Origin of the sequence: Vibrio sp. SALL6 (assembly GCF_002002385.1) — a bacterium.
Lineage (GTDB): Bacteria > Pseudomonadota > Gammaproteobacteria > Enterobacterales > Vibrionaceae > Vibrio > Vibrio parahaemolyticus.
Genome location: NZ_MQVK01000026.1, coordinates 50,626 through 67,357, shown reverse-complemented (window position 1 = coordinate 67,357; position 16,732 = coordinate 50,626). Strand labels below are relative to the sequence as shown.

Here is a 16,732-nt window from a genome sequence, read left to right as displayed (position 1 = left end):
TTTATACCCAGTGACTTAGCGGCGATGTGTGCCGAAAAGTCGTCCAGAAACTGCATCAAGACTTGCGTCATTCTCGCAGTTCCCCTCAGAGCAAGGTAAAGTGGGTACAAAATTTCACGCGGAACCTAGCATCATAAGACGCTCAGGCATAGAGCATGAACTAAGCTTTAGTGTACGTGCTCAAAGTTAAGAATCATCTATCGTGTGAGACAAACGACCAAGGATAGGGAGAAATGGATTGTTTACGACACTTGCACTGATCACGGCTTTTTTTGCCATATTGATCGGTTTGAAAGCCGCCAGTCGGATATCGTCGCTGGAAAAAGAACTGTCGAAATTACAGAAAGAAGTTGCCTCTCTTCGCGTCAGCACGCGTCGCGATTCAAAACTCGAAGCCTCCCAACCAGAGCCTGACACATCGGAATCCAGCCTTGGAGCGGCCTCTTCGATGCGTTCAGATTCTGGCGACTCGGCGTTAAGCGCTCCAAGCAATATCGAGCCTGAATTTGAGCCTTCATACCTTGCAACTCAGCAGCACCATAGCGGGCAAGAGCAAACCGAACTCAACCAAAGCCAGCAAACACAAGTTCAGTTGGCGACGTTTACTGAGCAAGAAGATCCACTAATCCAGAAGCACGCGCAAAAACTCATTGCTAACTTCCAAGAGAACTGGCTAGTTTGGGTCGGCGCATTAGCCATGTTGATCGGTGGCGGCTATCTGGTACAAGTGATTGGTAGCCATATTGAGTTTTCGCCACTTATGCGTGTTTCTTTTGCCTTTTCACTCTCGTTACTTATGGTACTCGCTGGCGAGTGGTTCCATCGAAAAGAGCAAAACAACCCGGATCGCGCCGCACGCGCTCAAGGCTTTACCTATGTGCCTGCTGCTGTCACCGGAACGGGGCTAACGGGCATTTACTGCACCGTCATTTTTGCTTTTGTGGTTTATCAAATGCTGACGCCAAGTGTCTCGTTGATCATCTTGGCTGCGGCGGCATTTTGCAGTTTAGCGTTGTCATTACGACAAGGGCCGTTAATGGCGGTGCTCGGTTTAATCGGTGGCTACACCGCTCCGCTTTGGATTGGAGGTAATGAACCGAACTACTTTTTGTTAGCCGGATACATCTGCGCGATTTCGTTCGCGGCGACCTTATTGATGCAAAAAGTGCGTCGGGCATGGATTGCGCCAAGCATCGCCGTTCCGCATGTCATTTGGATGCTGCTGTTGATTGAGAGTATTCCAACTGAACTGCTGTTCTCGTGGCTCGCGATTTATCTCTCCATCACTTTGTATCTCATTTTCGCGGTTCCGAGAATGGGTTGGATGCTCAATCCTCGTTTTCGCCACTATCAAAGCAAGTGGACAAATCAACCAACCGCGACCTCTCTTGCAGTAGCGTTATTGACCTTTTCTGCTATCACCAGAATGCCGGAACTGAACACTCTACAAATGGCGTACTGTTATACGCTGCTTGTGGCGGTCATCTGGCTACCAGCACTGCGTACCGGCTGGTCGTTACGTGTATTTTTGCCATCCATACTCGTCTCGGCAACCGCGCTGATTGTTCTCACCATCGCGTTTGATGCGCTGTATATGTTAGAGCGAGAGGCCAGCATTTTATTCGCACTGGCGGTGAGTATTGCACTGATTGGCTTTAGAACCTATTGCCAATCTTTGAGTGACCGTTCGCAAATCAGCAACGTGCTTTTGTTGGTGCTAGCACCAACGATGGGTTTGGTCACGTTGTTTTATGCTGACGAATTCATGCACGGTTACGCCCTGTACTGGACGTTGTTCTGCGCGCTCATCGCGGCCTATTATGCGTTCCTTAGCCAGCGCCTTCGCTCTCTTGCACTTGAATGTTCAGCGGTCGTTCACGCTCTGATTTCTGGCGTCGCTTTCGTTTGGTTAAGCGACACTTGGCTCACCACTGCCATTTCGATACAAGTCGCGGTGATGGCACTGCAAATCCAAGGCGGGTTCTTTCGCCCAGCAAGTTGGGCGGTCAAAATCGTGATGGGTATTTTGGTAGTTCGTCTCACGTTGCTGCCATTTATTCCACAATGGCAGCCGGTTGAAAGTGGGCATTGGGCTTGGGTCATTCTTAGTTACGTGCCGTCATTGGCTATCTTAGCCTATGCCCGAAGCGTGCTAGCGAAACAAGATTCCGACCTGACCAACTGGTTCGAAGGGGCGTTTTTGCATGTGTTCTTAATGGCGTTGTTCACCCAAACCAACTACTGGTTAACGGGACAATACGGCTATTTGGGGCACATCGATTTCATAAGTGCAGTGGTCTTTGCCAACCAAGCTCTGGTTATGGGCTTGGTTTACAGTTATCGCAGCCAATTTGCTCAGCAGCTCACCCTTGTTTATCAAGCCTACAGCTACTTATTGTGGGGCGTATTCGCGCTATTGACGGTATGGCTGAACAGCGTTGAATCGCCACTCATCACCAACAACGTATCGGCACAAGCCATGCCGGTGTTCAACATGCTGAGTTTAGGTTGGCTTCTGCCAGCGTGCATTCTCATTGCTGCGGTCGTTAGACGCTGGAATACGCTGCGTGTACACCGATTAGCGGTCGCATGTCTTGGCTTTGCATTAGCGGCCATTTGGCTAGGGATGTCGATTCGACAGTTCTGGCAAACCACGTCAATGACGCTGTTTCAACCGACCAGTATGGCAGAGTTGTTTAGCTACTCAGTGGCAGGATTAATGGTTGGTGGCGCTTTAACTTGGCGCGGTGTCACTCACAAGGCGATGATGATGCAACGCATCGGCTTAATTATACTGGCCTTTGTGGCGTTGAAAGTCTTCTTGTGGGATGTAAGCTCTTTGGACGGGTTCTGGCGCGCCATCAGCTTCTTAGGCTTGGGGGCATCACTTATTGCTTTGGGGTGGCTATTTCAAAAACTGCATCGCTCAGTCACTCAGACCTCTGAGCCATAATCGACGTTCTTCAACACAAAAAGATAAGCGGAAAAGAGAGATTCCCGACAATGCATTTTCGCCGTTATTGGGGGGCAGCAAAAATGTAAAGCCGGGAATCATTGGAGTGTTCTTTGAAACGGCGTTATTTCAACAATGCAACCACCGTATGACGGCGAACATTCGCTTGCGCATTTAACGCTTGGAACGTCGAGGTAAACTGACCAGACGTCTCCATAAAACCATCCAGCTTTGCGTTCACTTCATCTACCGAAAGTTGATGACTTTTGCTTTGGATTGAGCGCATCTGCGTGTTCAACTCGCCATGAAAAACTTTCGCTTCTTCTAAGCTGGTTTGCACTTGTCTTAAGTGCTGATTGACTTTCGAGATGGTCTGTTTGATGCCATCACGAGAGCCTAAATCAAAACTCAGCTCAGCAATGCCGTCCGGCTCAGATTTCAAGTTCAGCACATTTGGCTGGCCAGCTGGGAAGCGATGCCCTTCGCCCGTAACCAAAACCTTCTGCTGCATTTGTTGATAAGCGTTATCGCGCGCTTCAAACAAAATGGTGCCGTCTTCAGCCAATGATGCGCGCATGCCCATTGCAATTAAACTGCGGTCGAGCATTTTCACCGTGCGTGCGCCGTCCGATTGACCGTCAAACTGAATCATCACCGCTTGGCCCTGAGGGAAATCCAAACGAATTTGTTCCGCTCGGTCACTGAGACGATGAACATTCAAACCTGGGATAGAGAAGCGACGAATATCGGCTTTATCCAATTTGAGATGCAACTCGTTATCAATCACCTTCTGGCCATCAAAACGCGCTTGTTCCACAACACGTTGAATGTTCGCTTTAGAGCGCACAAGCGTATCTTGCAACCCCGGCACATTTTGTGTGCCTTGCGTAACGGCTTGAGTTAACCCACGCTTAATGTGCGTTAGCTCTTTACCAATGGTTTGCAGTGATTTTGAAGCAATTTGTACCGCTGTTGCTTGTTGCTGCCCCTGAGTCAGTTGAATGCCTGAGACAGAATAGGCTGACGCGGTGTCAGCCTGAACTTGAATTGGACGCAGTTTGATCGTACTGCTTGAATCCGCAGAGCGGGTTGGCATGATAGAGGCTTGTTCTTGGCCACCCAAGCGTATGCTATGGGCTCTAACCTCTACTGTACTCATTACCATAAAAGAACTTCCTAACCTTAAATACGGTCAAACAATGAAAGATCGTTGATCTTCACGTAGCTCGCCTGCGTAGCTTGCAGAGCAGCCATGTAGTTGCTTAAACGTACCGAAGCTTCACCGTAGTCCAATGCAGATAAGTCACCAGAGACTTTGTCGACAAACAACTTGTTTTCGCTGTGTGCGCCATCCATCAAATCTAGGTTGTTATGGCGACCACCGATTTCCGTCATCGCGCCTAGTACGTTTGCCATCGTATCATCGATGGCGTTTAGGCTAGCGTCCACTTCGGCTTGAAAATTCGGACTCGGCTTCTCAAATTCTGCAATCAAAGCGTCGATTTGATTAAGAACGTTCTTGCCGCCACCAATATCTAGGATCTCTTGTGCGGTCATGTTCGAATCCATGGTCACGCCTTTCGCCACCGTCACCACACGAACATCGCTGTTGCCTTCGACCACATAAGCGCCACTTGATTTATTGAGAGCCGCGGTATCGGTTTTTGTGCCCGAAAACAGAAAGTGGCCTTCTTCATCTTGCGCATTGAAAGACGATTCGATGGAGTCACGGTAGCTTTTCAGTTCGGTGATCATGCCGCTACGGTCTTGATCCGTTAACGAACCGTTCGCGCCCCAAAGGACAATATCACGCATGCTTTTCAAGCTTTCGTTCACTGAATCTAGGTGTGTCTCTTGGCTTGAAAGCGTTGTTTTCAGGTTTGCGATGTTACTTTGGTATTGAGCAATCGCGCTGTTTTCGCGTTCCAAGTTAAGCAGCTTGATAGACGCCATTGGATCGTCAGACAGCTTAGTCAGTCGCTCACGTGTCGACATTTGTTGAAGTACTTTCCCAAGGCCTGCGCTGTTGCTCTGCAGGCTTTGCAACATCATTTGGCTGAATTGGTTATCACTGATTCGCATCTGGGTTTCCTCTAGAATAACTGCAATACAGAGTCGAACAGCTGGTTCGCCGTACTGATCACTTTCATGTTGGCATTGTGCGCGTTAGCAAACGTCATCAAGTTCGCGGCTTCTTCATCGCTGTTCACGGCACTTACGTTGTCGCGAGCGGTATGCGCTTGCTTGCTCATTGCCAGTTTTGCTTGGTAATCCGCATCTGCCTGACGCGCTTTGATCGCCGTTTGGCCAACCATTGAGGTAAAGGCATCGTTCAAGCTCACTGAGCCGTAGCCCGTTACCGCAACCGGTTTGTTACTCAAATCAATCAAAGATTTAAGAACATTCGCGTTACCCGGCGTACCATCGCTTGAAAACGCCAATTCTTCCGCGCTCAAATCTGTGATGGTTAAACTTGCCGCTGGGTTATCAGGGTCGTAGTTAAACAGTGGTTTGCCGGCATTGCCTTTCAAGTCTTTACCTGTAGCAAGTACCGCGTTGTACTCATCTGCCAGAGCTTTTGCCATGTCATCAAGCGCTACTTGGTTTGGCTTTAGAACGTCGGTTTGGTAATCGTTGATGGCACCCAACTTACCCCCGACCGAATCGCCAATAGCGAAGCTTTGATTAGCAAAATTCACGTGCAGATCCGCAAGATACGGATCGCTTGGATCAGGAATCGCAGACAGTTGACCAAAGTCCGAGCCCATGACTAACGGCTGACCAGAAACCAACGTCACCTGCATGCTGCCATCCGGTTGATCGGTTGTTTTCACTTCGATCACTTGTGACAGCTCACCGATCAGCTTTTCACGCGTGTCCATCAATTGAGCAGGGTTACCGCCTGTACCTTGCATTTCAACGATTTGCTTGTTCACGTGAGCGATGTTCGACATCAGACTGTTTGCATGAGTCAGCGCAGCGGTGCGCTGATCGTTCATGTCTTTGTGTTGGTTGTGCAAAGACTGAGTTAGTGTGTTGAAACGTCGAGCCAATGCTTCTGATTCATTGATGATTTGCTGGCGGTAAGGCATCGATTCTGGCTTCACTGTCGCGTCGTTAAGCGCGGCGTTAAGCGAATCTAAGCCAGCAGAGATACTAAATCCGTCTGCACCCAAGGTGTTTTCTAGTTGGCTCATGTTGCTGGTGTAACCAGCCGCGTAAGCCGCCAAACTATTGGTAGACCAAGTTTGTTTAACCAAGAACTGATCAGTTACACGGCGGATGCTGGTCACTTCCACACCCATACCAGAACTTAAGCGGTTGGACTTACCATCACCAACTGTCGCCATCAACGCTTGTTGACGGCTGTATCCTGGCGTGTTGACGTTCGCAACGTTTTGCGCCGTCACGTCAAGTGCAACGCGGTTTGCGTTTAAACCTGAGAGGGCGATATTAACTAGGTTCATTTACAGCTCCATTTTCCTGATCAGCGGCTGAGAAAAAGCGGTCGTCATACCGGCTTCTCCAAGCACTTGTTTAACTGAGGCGACCGCTTGAGCCGTTGAGTTAAATGGGTCGGTAATTTCTTCGAGTTCAAGCTGTGATATCGATTCAGAATCGACCGGTTTACCGTCATTTGCAGAAGACACATTGCGCGCCGAATCGAAGGCCACTTCGCGCATTGAAGGGCTCAGCTGCTGAATCAGCATATTGGCGATGCCAGAGCTTTGCTTTTTCGCCAACTCCATCGCCAACTGACCATCGTACATATCGCGAAAAACGCCTTGTTGCTTGCTTGAAAATGGGCTGTCTTTGTCCGCTAACACGTCGCTGCTGCTGCGCATTTGACGCAGCACCAATTGTAAGAACATAGCTTCAAATTGACCCGCCACCATTTCGAGCGCGCCTTCTTGATCACGACTGTGCTTGATGTTCGCCAACGCACTGTTGTCGTGATAAAGCATTGAGTTCAATTGAGCTTGATCGCTGCTACCGTCTAGTTTCATCCTTCACTCCTTAAATCACGACCAGTTCAGCATTCAACGCGCCCGCTTCATTTAGTGCCTGAAGAATCGACATCAAATCGGTTGGGGTTGCGCCTAAGCTGTTGACCGCATCGACAATGGTATTGAGCTCTGTGCCCGGAGGCCAAATCACCATTTGAGCGAGCTCTTCGTTTACATCAATATCCGTTTGATTCACGACTTTTGTCTCACCATCAGCAAACGCATTCGGTTGACTGACTTTTTCTGATTCTGAAATTCGCACCGTCAAGTTGCCGTGGCTTACTGCCGCTTCGCCAACTTTGACATTCTTGCCAATCACCACGGTACCAGTACGGGAGTTGAAGACGATACGTGCAGGCTTACGACCTTCCACGACGCTCATCTCTTCCAGCATCGACATCATGATCACGCGTTGTTGCGTGTCTTTCGGCGCTCGCATATCCACGCGTGCTTTGTTGATGGCAACAGCGACGTTCGGACCAAACGTATTATTGATTTCACGTGCGATGTTTTTTGCAGTAGTGAAACTTGGTTTGCGCAGGTTTAACGTGATTTCATCGCGCTGGTTGAAGTCTGTTTTGATTTCGCGCTCTAACGTTGCACCATTCGGCACACGACCCGCTGTTGGCGTATTCACTTCGACTTTCGAACCACTTTTACCTTCGGCAGATAAACCGCCCACAACTACGCTACCTTGCGCGATGGCGTACACTTCACCATCGATACCGCGTAGCGGCGTAAGAAGCAGCGTACCGCCGCGCAAGCTTTTCGCATCACCAATGGATGACACGACCACATCTAAGGTTTGGCCCGGCCCCGCCATAGGGTCTACTGATGCCGTCACGCTTACCGATGCTACGTTACGCAGTTTAGGGTCCATGCTGTCATCAATCTGAACACCAAATTGGCGCAACATGTTGGTGATGGATTGTGAGGTAAATTTTACTTGGTTGCGGTCACCTTGGCCGGCAAGACCAACCACCAAACCGTAACCGACTAATTGGTTTTCGCGGATGCCTCGAACATCCACCAAATCCATAATAGGAATTTCCACTTCAGCCTGTGAAGTCGCAGGAAGCCCTAAGGTCAATGCCAGTAGGAAAGACGAAAAAAAGGTATTGATTGGCTTCATTAGAATGGTACCCATGGGCTGTTAAAGAACTGAGTCAGCCATCCAGCAGCGTTGCTGTCTGCCAACGCGCCGCGACCAGCGTAAGTGATGCGAGCATCCGCAATTCGTTGAGAAGAAACTTGGTTATTGCGAGTGATGTCATCGACGCGAACAATGCCCGTCAAACGGATAAATTCATCACCTTGATTTAGGCGCAGCCACTTTTCGCCACTGATGCGCAATACGCCATTTGGCAACACGTCATGCACCGTGACCGTGATAGCACCTTGGAGCTTGTTGCCTTGTGAGCTAGACGCGCTGCCATCGAAATTTCGGCTGCCGTCAATGCTCACACCAAGTTCATCAAACTTTTTAGTGCCAATGGTTGGCGCAGCAAAGTTCACCGCTGAGCTCTTACCAAATTTGGTTCCGGCTTTTTTACTTGAAGAAGTCTCTTCAGAAAGCACCACGGTTAGCACATCACCGACTCGGTACGCACGACGATCTTGGAACAGAGTCATCGTGTATTGGTGACGATAAAGGCTACCAGATTGAGCGTCTGGTAAGGTGTAATCCAACTTCGGCGGCGCATACGCCTCAGCATTTGGCTGAGGCGGAATAAACTCCTGACGTCCGGCACATCCCACCAGCAACACGACGGCTACTGCCCAACTCTTAGAAAGCCATTTCATTGCTTTTTCCTTCATCATCACCAACTTCATCATTACATCGATTGCGAGACAAACTTCAGCATGTCATCTGCTGCTGATACGACTTTGGCATTCATCTCGTAAGCACGTTGAGTCGTGATCATGTCGACCATTTCTTCCACAACTTGCACGTTAGAGCCTTCTAGCGCGCCTTGCTTGATGCTGCCTGCACCATCTGCGCCAGCAATCAGCTCATCGGCTGGGCCACTTGCTTCCGTCTCGCGGAACAAGTTACCGCCAACGGCTTCAAGACCGGCTGGGTTGATGAATTTTGCTAGTGTGATTTGACCAAGCTGCTGAGGTGTTGGATCGTCTGCCGTTGTTGTTGTCACTGTGCCATCTACGCCAACCGAGAAAGAGGTCGCGTTGTCAGGAATTTGAATTTGTGGCTCAAGCGGTAGACCTTGACTGTTCACCATCAAACCTTCTGAGTTGATGTGGAACTGACCATTACGCGTGTACATAATCTGACCGTCAGAGTTTTCAATCTGGAAGAAGCCTTGTCCCATTACCGCTAGATCTAGGTCTTGAGTCGTGTTTTGTGTGTTACCTTGCGTGAACACTTTTTGCGTGCCGACAACGCGCACACCACTACCCAGTTGAACACCGCTAGGTAGCTCGTTTACCTGATCCACCTGTGCACCAGGTTGACGCTGAATGCTGTAGAACAAGTCTTCAAATACAACGCGGTCGCGCTTAAAGCCGACGGTGTTTACGTTTGCTAAGTTGTTGGAAATGGCAGTCATCTTCGTGTCCTGCGCTGCCATACCTGTCTTACTTACCCATAATGCCGAATGCATTGGTTATCTCCTTTTGGGGCGAGACTTATCTCGCCGCCATTAATTTGTTACCGGCTTGCGCCAACGTTTCTGCAGTTTTCATCATGCGTACTTGCATCTCGAAGTTACGCGTTAGCGACATCACGCCGATCAGCTCATCGATCGCCGATACGTTACTGCCTTCGATGTGTTCTGGTGCCAATTGCACGGTTTCATCCGCTGCGAATGGCACACCATCAACACTGTGAAGCAAGCTGTCACTCTCTTTTTGCAGCTGATTGATTTCTGGCTTCACCAGTTTCAATGTGCCGACTGCGATTTCTGCACCGCCGCCCGGTGGAATAACCGAGACAAGACCACGCTCACTGATTTCGATTTTTTGGTAATCAGGCACCACCAACGGACCGTTTTCACCCACAACTGGGAATCCGTTGATAGACATTGCGCCAAAGGTATCGATTTGAATGTTACCGGCACGCGTGTAAGCCTCATTACCCGCTGGCGTTTCTACCGCAAGGTAACCTTCACCCATGACGGCAACGTCGAGCGCACGACCTGTTTTCACAACGTCGCCAGAATCAAAACGCGTTGATGCAGAGTTTGTGACCACCATGGTTCGGCCATCAAAGCCCGGGCCTTGTAACTCCACGCTACGAACACGTTCCATATCCGCACGGAAACCTGCGGTATCCGCGTTCGACAAGTTATTCGAACGAACGTGTTGCGCTTTAAGAACTCGGCTTGCACCGGAGGTTGCGGTAAATAACAAGCTATCCATGCAGAACTCCTATTACACCGCGTTGAACAAGGCTTGAGTGAGCTTGTCGCTGGTCGAAATCGTTTTTGCGTTCGCTTGGTAGTTACGTTGTGCTGTCATCAGTGCCACAAGCTCACTGGTTAGGTCGACGTTTGAGCCCTCTAATGCACCTGGAGTCAAGTTACCCAGCGTGCCAGAACCCGGAACGCCCATGATCGGCGCACCAGAGCTAAAGCTTTGTGTCCAAGCAGTGCCGCTCACTTTTGCTAGACCTTGCGTATTAGCAAAATCAGCCAGAACCACTTGGCCTTGAAGCTGTGATTGACCGTTAGTGTAAGTTGCGTAAACCATGCCGTTGTCTTCAACGCGCACGCCTGCAAGCTCACCAGATGTGTAACCGTTCGGGCTGTTTGTGCTCACGCCAAACGCGGCACCAAATTGCGTGCTGCCTTTTAGGTTGATATCAACGCTCATTGCGTTTGCGCCCGCAGCTGGGAATGCCACATTGAAAGAGCCTGTTGGCGCCGCTAACGTACCGTCTTTATTAAACGTCACAGGAATGGTTGAAACAGGAGTCTTACCACCGTCGACTTGCACGTTCACTTCCCATGCGTTGTCTGCCGTTTTAGTGAAGTACTGCGTCACGGTGTGAGAGTTGCCAAGTGAATCGTACACCTGTGTCGTGTAAGAAGAGTTGAACGAGGTTGGATCTGCTGGATCGAACGGCGTTACCGCTTTATCAATCGCTTTTGCACTTGCATCGAAGTTCGCAACAAAATCAAGCTTATCTGTCGCTTTCGCGTTGAGTGACGATGTTGATACTTGGATGTTACCTACAGAACCCGTCATCAAGTTGTTGTTGCTATCTACGCTGTAACCTTGCAACTTCGCGCCATTGTTCGCTGTTACAAAGTTGCTCTTATCCGTACCAAATACGCCAGAACGAGTGTAAAGCGTTTGACCCATGTGATCTTTTGTCACAAAGAAGCCGCTGCCGTTGATCGCCAAGTCCATTGAACGACCAGTACCCGTGATTGAACCGTTTTTATCGAAGTTTTGTGAAATAGACGCAACTTCTACGCCGCCAGGTTGCATGCCGTTGTATACCGCTGCGAACTCTGTGCGCGCACCTTTAAAACCATACGTTGAAGCGTTGGCAATGTTGTGGCTGATCGTGTTTAGCTCTGTGTTGGTCGCGTCCAGACCACTAAGTGCGATGTTAAAACTCATAAAAGACCTCTGATTTGCTTATTTGGTTAAGCACCAAACTGAGTGATTTGATAGAAAGGAACGTTGCCAACGCCATTAACATTGACCAATGCTGCGCCACCTGAACTCGGAATACGAACCTGTTCAACAGTGCCAGCCAGTAGAACATTCGGGCTCGCTTGGCCTTCTTGAACTTCTACAGATACCGTGTATTTGCCCGGCTTTAAGCCAAGCTCTTCTGGATTGATTGAGAACTCAACGTCACCAGCGCCGTGAGCGCCAAGTGGTACGTTCGTCTTCTGACCGAACTGATCCTTCACAACTAAAGTCACTTGGTTTGAACCATGACTCAGTTCGATTTTGCCGTTTTGCGCACCATCACCCAGTTCGAATTCTTTTGAATTCACGTAAACCGTTTGACCAACCAAACCGGCGGTCGATAGCACTTGCATGTTGTCGAGTAGCACCATGCTGTTTTGCATGACCTTCGACATGTTCTCGGTACTTTGAACTTGAGAGAACTGCGCCAACTGACCGACGTACTCTGTGCCATCTAACGGGTTTAACGGATCTTGGTTTTGAATTTGCGCCACCATCAAAGAGATGAACTCATTTTGAAGTGAAGACGCGCTGTTCTTATCCGTTGGGTTTGGCGCAATGCCACTGTTTTCTTTTGCTGCCGCTTTAACCGGAGCGTCCGACGATAATGCCGTGTACTGTGCAAGACTCATTAGCTACCCTGCCCTAAACGAAGCAAGCCTTGCTGCATGCTTTTCACATTTGCCAACACTTCCACGTTCGTTTCGAAGCTGCGAGTCGCTGACATCATGTCCGCCATTTCCGCAACCACGTCGATGTCTGGGTAGTAAACATAACCTTCGCCGTTAGCGAGTGGGTTATTTGGCTCAAAGCGTTTTTCCGCCTGACCTTTGTTTTGCACCACATCGACAATACGCACTTCAGCATTTGGGTAAATGCCGTTTTCTGTCGTCATTTGCGTTTTTTGATACACAGTAGCGAACACAGGTTTAAGTGCTTTGTACGCATCATCTGGGTTTGCAGACACCGCATCCGCGTTCGCAAGGTTACTGGCAACCGTGTTTAGGCGAACGGTTTGCGCCGTCATCGCAGAGCCAGTAATCGAATAAATATCAGTGAATGACATAATTAACGTCCCTCAATCGCTTTCGCCAAGCCGTTAAATTTCATGTTGAGAAACGTCAGGCTGGTTTGAAAGTCCATGTTGTTTTGGGTGAATTTCGCTTGTTCAACACCAAGTTCCACAGTGTTGCCATCTTTACTGTTTTGGTACGGCACCGAATACTGGGCCTGAACCTGCAGCTTAGGTACAGAATTACTCACACCGTTTGTCGACATCTGGTTCATAACAGTGGTGAAACTTAGGTCTTTCGCCAAGTACCCAGGGGTGTCAACATTTGCTAGGTTACTGGCGAGGACTTTGGTACGCTGAACGCGAAAATTGAGTGCCTCTGGATGTACACCTAAAGCATTTTCAAATGTGATCGCCATGCATCTTTCCTTACAGTCGGCTCGAATACGCCAAGATACAAACAAGATACGTGCCATAAAATTTATTTATATTTATCAATGATTTACAAACAAGAGTGGAAACCAAACTTCCGGTTTACGGAAAGCAAAAAAATTAGGGGGAAAACTCTAATTTCCTCAAAGTGGATACTGTTATTAGGAATTCTTTCGGCAGGACAAACTTTCGCTAACACGGACCAAACCACCTTCTCATCGGAGGAGCTAAAGGCCGTTGTCGCAAAACATTTTGAACAAGAAGTAGACCGCGTCGCCAAGTCTAACCAATGGGGCGAGTACCAACTGGAGTACGATTTGTGGGTGCCAGGTTCTGCCAACCATTTACCCAAATGCGATGCCAAATTGGTGATCACGGGTCGCGATAACCAACCTTTGCCAGTCGGTAACTTAAAGCGTTCCGTCAGTTGCGAAGACCTTACTGCTCCATGGCGAATCAATGTCACGATCAAATCCTCGGTCACACTGCCAGTGGTGGTTGCGGCGACGACTGTAGGTCGCAGTGAAGTGGTGACAGCCAATCATCTGAAATTGGAAACTCGAACCATTTCGCGCTCGGACGATTTCTACACCGATCCTAAACGCGCCATCGGCTTGGAAACCACGCGTCGACTCCGCGCCGGACAAGTCGTCGATCCAACCAACTTAAGTGCTCCCGCTTTGATTGAGAAAGGCAATGAAATCATCATCATTGCTAGCAAAGATGGATTTAGTGCAAGCACCAAAGGTGTCGCCTTAGAAGATGGAGCGCAAGGCCAACAGATTGAGGTAGAAAACCTCAGTTCTGGCAGAGTCATTCGAGCGGTTGTGACAGGAAGAAACCAAGTTCATACTCAGTTTTGATTTTGGACTCAACGTAACATTTTTCAATTTTGCCTCTCGTCACATCGCGTGAGTATCGAGTACAAAAATAAAATTTAATGTTCACCACATCCTTGTCGCCTATTGGATTTAGAACATGATGATGAGGACCACAGCATGAAAATCGACAAAGTCGCGGGCGGTCATGTCCCACAAACAAATTTCCAACAAGCAAGTAAAAAGCCTGTTGAAACAATGGAACAAACCAAAGTAAGCGAGCCTGCGTTTCAAGCAAACACAGCAGCAATTGATCGTGCCCAAGCAGAAATGAAATCGCTACCAGACGTCGATATGGAAAAAGTTGAGCAAGTTCGTAACGCGCTAGCACGCGGCGAATTGAGCCTAGATACAAAAGCGCTATCTAAGGCAATTATGCAATTCCATACTGGTCACGAGTAAAAGCACAGCATTAGGAATACACCATGGCAAGCGCGGCATCGCAGCGAATTCAGTATTTTGTTCGTTCAATTTCTGAAGACATCAAACTGTATCAGCAATTATTGACCCTACTTCAACAACAAAAGGCGTTGTATTTGAAGTTTGATGGTGAAGCACTGAACACCAACGTTCAACAACAAACACCAATACTCAATAAACTTAGCCGCTCTTCCAATGAAAGAAGCCAATGCATGCGTGAGCTGGGGTTACCGTGTAATGACTCCAGCGTAACAAGAATTTTCAACGCTTTGCCTGCCAAGATTGGTGCGCAAGCGAGAAAACAGTGGACGTTATTGGAGACACTCATCAAGCAGTGCCAACAATACAACCAGAGCAATGGCCAAAGCTCTGCTGCGTTCCATGAGTTAGTCAGTCAACTCAAACAACCTGTGCAACACACTTATGAAGATAAATCGTTTTAAACGATGGTCGTCTTGCCTACAGATTCAGCCGCCATCTCGGCTGGATACTGTAGGCCTTTTTATTTCTGCCTGTTTGTTGTTCAGTACTTCTTTTCTTTGCCAGGCAAAACCCAATACTACTGATATAGAGCAGCAGTATCAGGTTCTCGCGCCTTACAAATTACAAATCGACCAACGTCTCACTTCCGTCAATCCACTTCTCGACCACATCTTTAAGCAACTCAAAAGCAAGTCACTGCCCAAAAGTCTCGTTTTGGTGCCAATGCTAGAATCTTCTTACAACGCAAAAGCCGTTTCTCACGCCAACGCCGCGGGATTATGGCAATTGATTCCTGCAACAGCGATGCGCTTTGGTTTAACGGTTGATTCGAATGTGGATGAGCGTTTCGATACCCAAGCCAGCACGAAAGCTGCATTGGACTATCTGGCGTTTTTATACAACAAGTTTGATCAAAACCTCGCATTAACGCTGGCGGCCTATAATGCAGGGGAAGGCCGAATTGCTCGCGCTATAAAGAAAGCGGGCACCGATGACTTCCAACAGCTCACTCTGCCAAAAGAAACACATCAGTACGTCAGTCGTTTCTTCGCCTTGGAAAAACTGATAGATATCGGGCAGTTACAACACTCTTCTTTTCAGCCATTGCTTCTATTTGCTGCTGAATCTGCGGCACCATCACAGCCTCTGATCGACTTTAGTCGACTTCCTCCACTCGTTAATTTGTGATAATAATCACCAAAACAACGAATGTCAGAAGAACGTAAAATTACAAGATCCTGTTCTGCTAATTTAAAAACTCGTGATCTCGATGCAAACGTGTGCAAAAAAGTTAAGGTAATGTATCTCAAGAATAAGAAAGAGTAGTGGTTTACTGATGATAGTCCAATTTGCACTTGTTTATTGGATAGATATGCATCACATTACGTGTGCAAAAAAGATGAAAACCAATGGTTGGACCTATTAATTATTTACACACTAAATATAAAACGGCTATTGTTTTCATAGTTTGAAACAAAACTCAGAATATCGAGATGACGCTTCGCTTGCGCGTCTGGAATAAGTCCGGGTTCCGGGGGGGAGCTCGGACTTTTTTATTGCGCTTAATTGCGTAAAGAAGTGAATGATGAAATCCCTAAACACATCTTCCTAACCACTTCTAAACAACGCTTACTGAAGCTCATTCCCATTCAATAGGTATGAGCTCAGTCTTCGGCACTCTGGTGACAGCTAAAGCAACTCTTTAGCGATCAGGTGAAGTAAGAACGTTTCACGTTCGATACTCATTCCTTTCTTCGGGCTTTCTGCCATCGTCTTTTCGTTATGTGCTATCGCTTCATGGACATTCATCCAAACTGGACGCATACCATTCTTCACTTCGTAATCTTCATACGCTGTCTCGCCCAGCTCACGATCAATTTTGCATGTGTAACAGTATGAAATCATGTGCATCACGTCGGCATCGTCTTTGTACCAAGGACGAAACTCTTCAAAAATGCCGAATGGTTTGATGCTATGAATATTTTGCGCCCCCGTTTCTTCTTCGAGTTCACGGACTAGCCCAGCAATAACGTCTTCACCTTCATCAATTCCGCCACCAGGTAGCGTGTAATCGTGATAACGCTCTGTGTAGAGCAACAACACATCTTCACCATCAAGTACAATGGCACGCGCTGCATTACGCTGAAAGATAATTTTATCGTCAAGATGGTCGAGTTCTGGATGAATGGTCGATTGTAAATGTCTCATCGAAAATACCCCCGTAAATATGATGCGCGCATACTACCGGAGTTCACTCTTTAAATCATCGTTGTGTTAATAAGCAAGCCAAAGTAGCGATACCTAACCCAATTAAAGTGTACTAAACCGTTCACGAGATCGCGTCTTGTTGAGCGGCTTACGTTCGATACATTCACTATGTATC

At 48.1% G+C, this 16,732-nt stretch carries 18 protein-coding genes; 5 read left to right on the top strand and 13 right to left on the bottom strand.

Translation table 11 applies throughout. From position 1 onward, the window contains the following. The first annotated feature begins 238 nt into the window (after positions 1-238). Complete coding sequence (locus BIW15_RS17585) at positions 239-2,953, top strand: DUF2339 domain-containing protein (RefSeq protein WP_077281356.1); 2,715 nt, start codon at positions 239-241, stop codon at positions 2,951-2,953. Positions 2,954-3,077: 124 nt separating this feature from the next. Here BIW15_RS17585 and BIW15_RS17580 read toward each other — a convergent pair whose 3' ends face one another. The 12 genes from BIW15_RS17580 to flgB are packed head-to-tail and all read right to left on the bottom strand — an operon-like array spanning position 3,078 to position 13,056. Further along, positions 3,078-4,118: a flagellin gene (locus BIW15_RS17580; RefSeq protein ID WP_077281355.1), complete on the bottom strand. Its 1,041-nt coding sequence runs from the start codon at positions 4,116-4,118 to the stop codon at positions 3,078-3,080. Positions 4,119-4,135: 17 nt separating this feature from the next. Beyond that, positions 4,136-5,035, bottom strand: a complete 900-nt coding sequence (gene flgL, locus BIW15_RS17575) for a flagellar hook-associated protein FlgL (RefSeq protein WP_005463980.1) — start codon at positions 5,033-5,035, stop codon at positions 4,136-4,138. Positions 5,036-5,046: 11 nt separating this feature from the next. After that, entirely contained in the window at positions 5,047-6,420 is a 1,374-nt protein-coding gene (gene flgK, locus BIW15_RS17570; protein ID WP_005483982.1) for a flagellar hook-associated protein FlgK, read from the bottom strand. Beyond that, the gene (locus BIW15_RS17565; RefSeq protein WP_005463927.1) at positions 6,421-6,960 is read right to left on the bottom strand and encodes a rod-binding protein; all 540 of its coding nucleotides are present in this window, start codon (positions 6,958-6,960) and stop codon (positions 6,421-6,423) included. A gap of 10 nt (positions 6,961-6,970) precedes the next feature. Then, the gene (locus BIW15_RS17560; RefSeq protein WP_005463987.1) at positions 6,971-8,092 is read right to left on the bottom strand and encodes a flagellar basal body P-ring protein FlgI; all 1,122 of its coding nucleotides are present in this window, start codon (positions 8,090-8,092) and stop codon (positions 6,971-6,973) included. Beyond that, on the bottom strand, positions 8,092-8,763 hold the full coding sequence (gene flgH / locus BIW15_RS17555) for a flagellar basal body L-ring protein FlgH (RefSeq protein WP_077281397.1): 672 nt from the start codon (positions 8,761-8,763) through the stop codon (positions 8,092-8,094). The genes BIW15_RS17560 and flgH overlap by 1 nt, the downstream gene beginning before the upstream one ends. 32 nt (positions 8,764-8,795) lie before the next feature. Next, positions 8,796-9,581: a flagellar basal-body rod protein FlgG gene (gene flgG, locus BIW15_RS17550; protein WP_005481471.1), complete on the bottom strand. Its 786-nt coding sequence runs from the start codon at positions 9,579-9,581 to the stop codon at positions 8,796-8,798. 25 nt (positions 9,582-9,606) lie between these two features. After that, the gene (locus tag BIW15_RS17545) at positions 9,607-10,338 is read right to left on the bottom strand and encodes a flagellar basal body rod protein FlgF (RefSeq protein WP_005464045.1); all 732 of its coding nucleotides are present in this window, start codon (positions 10,336-10,338) and stop codon (positions 9,607-9,609) included. A gap of 12 nt (positions 10,339-10,350) precedes the next feature. Continuing rightward, entirely contained in the window at positions 10,351-11,547 is a 1,197-nt protein-coding gene (gene flgE, locus BIW15_RS17540; protein WP_005463978.1) for a flagellar hook protein FlgE, read from the bottom strand. Between the two features lie 26 nt (positions 11,548-11,573). After that, positions 11,574-12,257 carry a flagellar hook assembly protein FlgD gene (gene flgD / locus BIW15_RS17535; RefSeq protein WP_005463939.1) on the bottom strand — a complete coding sequence of 228 codons (684 nt, stop codon included), beginning with the start codon at positions 12,255-12,257 and terminating at the stop codon, positions 11,574-11,576. After that, positions 12,257-12,691, bottom strand: coding sequence for a flagellar basal body rod protein FlgC (flgC, locus tag BIW15_RS17530; protein ID WP_005464013.1), 435 nt, complete (start codon positions 12,689-12,691; stop codon positions 12,257-12,259). Before flgC ends, flgD begins: the two co-directional genes overlap by 1 nt. 2 nt (positions 12,692-12,693) lie before the next feature. Then, positions 12,694-13,056: a flagellar basal body rod protein FlgB gene (gene flgB, locus BIW15_RS17525; protein ID WP_005463947.1), complete on the bottom strand. Its 363-nt coding sequence runs from the start codon at positions 13,054-13,056 to the stop codon at positions 12,694-12,696. Between the two features lie 78 nt (positions 13,057-13,134). Between flgB and flgA the strand changes: the two genes are divergently transcribed. The 4 genes from flgA (at position 13,135) to BIW15_RS17505 (ending at position 15,537) form a co-directional block, all read left to right on the top strand. Then, positions 13,135-13,932, top strand: coding sequence for a flagellar basal body P-ring formation chaperone FlgA (gene flgA, locus BIW15_RS17520; RefSeq protein WP_077281354.1), 798 nt, complete (start codon positions 13,135-13,137; stop codon positions 13,930-13,932). Between the two features lie 135 nt (positions 13,933-14,067). Further along, the gene (gene flgM / locus BIW15_RS17515; protein ID WP_005464040.1) at positions 14,068-14,349 is read left to right on the top strand and encodes a flagellar biosynthesis anti-sigma factor FlgM; all 282 of its coding nucleotides are present in this window, start codon (positions 14,068-14,070) and stop codon (positions 14,347-14,349) included. A 23-nt stretch (positions 14,350-14,372) separates the two neighbouring features. Beyond that, entirely contained in the window at positions 14,373-14,810 is a 438-nt protein-coding gene (flgN, locus tag BIW15_RS17510; RefSeq protein WP_005463929.1) for a flagellar export chaperone FlgN, read from the top strand. After that, entirely contained in the window at positions 14,791-15,537 is a 747-nt protein-coding gene (locus BIW15_RS17505; protein WP_005481481.1) for a lytic transglycosylase domain-containing protein, read from the top strand. The genes flgN and BIW15_RS17505 overlap by 20 nt, the downstream gene beginning before the upstream one ends. Before the next feature lie 501 nt (positions 15,538-16,038). Here the strand turns inward: BIW15_RS17505 and BIW15_RS17500 are convergent. Then, entirely contained in the window at positions 16,039-16,557 is a 519-nt protein-coding gene (locus tag BIW15_RS17500; RefSeq protein ID WP_005464022.1) for an NUDIX hydrolase, read from the bottom strand. Between the last annotated feature and the right edge of the window lie 175 nt (positions 16,558-16,732).